Annotated in this window: 1 protein-coding gene; it reads right to left on the bottom strand. The window is 77.8% G+C overall.

From position 1 onward, the window contains the following. On the bottom strand, positions 1–2,036 hold a 2,036-nt coding region (bluB, locus tag ACFV0Q_RS41020), incomplete at both ends, for a 5,6-dimethylbenzimidazole synthase (protein WP_385013146.1).

Below are 2,036 nucleotides of genomic sequence, written 5' to 3'. Positions count from 1 at the left end.
CGATGCCGACCTCGATGGCCGCGATCGCTTCCTCGCGGGTCCTCGCCGGGCCGACCGAGAGGTCGGCCGTGCCCGGGCGGACCTTGCGCGGGAGCAGGCCCGGGGTGGCGGGGAGGTCCCCGGCCACGCCGACGTCGATGACGCAGACCTCCGCGCCGACCTGGTTGGCGAAGGCGTTGCAGACCGCGCCGCCGCCGAGGAAGTTGGCCACCATCTGCGTGGTGACCTCCTGGGGCCAGGGGGTGACGCCCTGGGCGTGCACCCCGTGGTCACCGGCGAAGATCGCGACCGCCGCCGGCTCCGGGATCGGCGGCGGGCAGACCCGCGAGAGGCCGGACAGCTGCGCGGAGATGATCTCCAGCATGCCCAGCGCGCCGGCCGGCTTCGTCATGCGCTTCTGGCGTTCCCACGCCTCGCCCAGCGCCTTCGCGTCGAGCGGGCGGATGCTGGCGACCGTCTCGGAGAGCAGGTCGTGCGGCGCCTCGCCGGGCAGCGCGCGGCGACCGTACGTCTCCTCGTGCACGACCCAGGACAGCGGACGGCGCTGGGACCAGCCCGCCTGGGCCAGCTCGGGCTCCTCCGGGAACTCGTCCACGTACCCGACGCACAGGTACGCGACGACCTCCAGGTGCTCCGGCAGACCGAGCGCGCGGACCATCTCGCGCTCGTCGAAGAAGCTGACCCAGCCGACGCCGAGGCCCTCGGCGCGCGCGGCGAGCCAGAGGTTCTCGACCGCGAGGGCTGAGGAGTACGGGGCCATCTGCGGCTGGGTGTGCCGGCCGAGGGTGTGGCGGCCGCCGCGGGTGGGGTCGGCGGTGACGACGATGTTCACCGGGGTGTCGAGGATGGCCTCGATCTTGAGTTCCTTGAACTGCTTCGCCCGGCCCTTGGGCAGCGACTTGGCGTAGGCCTCGCGCTGGTGCTGGGCGAGCTCGTGCATCGTCCGGCGGGTCTCGGCGGAGCGGATGACGACGAAGTCCCAGGGCTGCGAGTGGCCGACGCTGGGCGCCGTGTGGGCGGCCTCCAGGACGCGGAGCAGCACCTCGTGCGGGATGGGGTCGGTACGGAAGCCCTTGCGGATGTCGCGGCGCTCGCGCATGACGCGCAGGACGGCCTCGCGCTCGGCGTCGTCGTACGCGGGGGCGGCCTCGCCGGCCGGGACGGACTCGGGGGCGGCCGGGTCCTCGGGGGCCTCGGGAGCCTCGGGGGCCTCCTGCGGCTCCTCCTGGGCTTCGGGAGCCTCGGGGCTCTCGAAGGCGGCGGCCGGGGCGAGGGGCTGGGCGGGCTCGGCGGGCTCGGCCGTGGCGGCCTCCACCGGCTCGGCGGGCTGCGGCTCAGGCTCCGCCGGTACGTCGACGGGGGCCTGCACCACCGTTTCCGCGGGGACCTCCGGGGCCGGCGGCTCCACGGCCTCCGGGGCGGCCGCGACCGGCTCGGCGGGGGTCTGGGCCTCGGGCGCCCCGGGGACCTCCGGCGCGGCCGGGGCCTCGACGGCCGCCGCGGCCTCGACGGCCGCCGCGGGCTCGACGGCCGCCGCGGGCTCGACGGCCGCCGCGGGCTCGACGGCCTCCGGGGCTTCGGGGGCCTGCGGCTGCGGAGCCTCGGCGGGCTCCGGTGCTTCCGGGGCCTCGGGGGCGGCTTCGGCGGCGGGCTCGGGTGCCTGGGCGGCCTCGGGGGACGCCTCCGGCTCCGGCTGCGGCGCCACGGCGGCCTCTGCGACGGGCTCCGCGGCAGCGGCGGCCGGTACGGGCTCGACCGCCCACGGCGTACCGGGCTGCGGCGGGATCTCGGCGGCCTGCGCCACCGGGGCGACGGGAGCCTCCGGCTGCGAAACGTCCAGGTACTCCGGGCCGGTGGTCGGCGGACCGGCGTGACGGGCCGGAACCGGGGTCTGCGCCACCGGCATCCCGGCGGCGGGCACGGCAACGGCGACGGCGGGCTCGGCGACTGCGGGCTCGGCCACCGCGGGCTCGGCCACCGGCTGGGGCGCCGGCTCGGCCACGGGCTCGGCGGCCACCACGGGGACCGGCTCGGGC

The sequence above is a fragment of the Streptomyces sp. NPDC059564 genome, assembly GCF_042735575.1.
Taxonomy (GTDB): domain Bacteria; phylum Actinomycetota; class Actinomycetes; order Streptomycetales; family Streptomycetaceae; genus Streptomyces.
The sequence above is the reverse complement of the archived record's forward strand: the minus strand, read 5'-3'. Positions and strand labels throughout refer to the sequence as shown.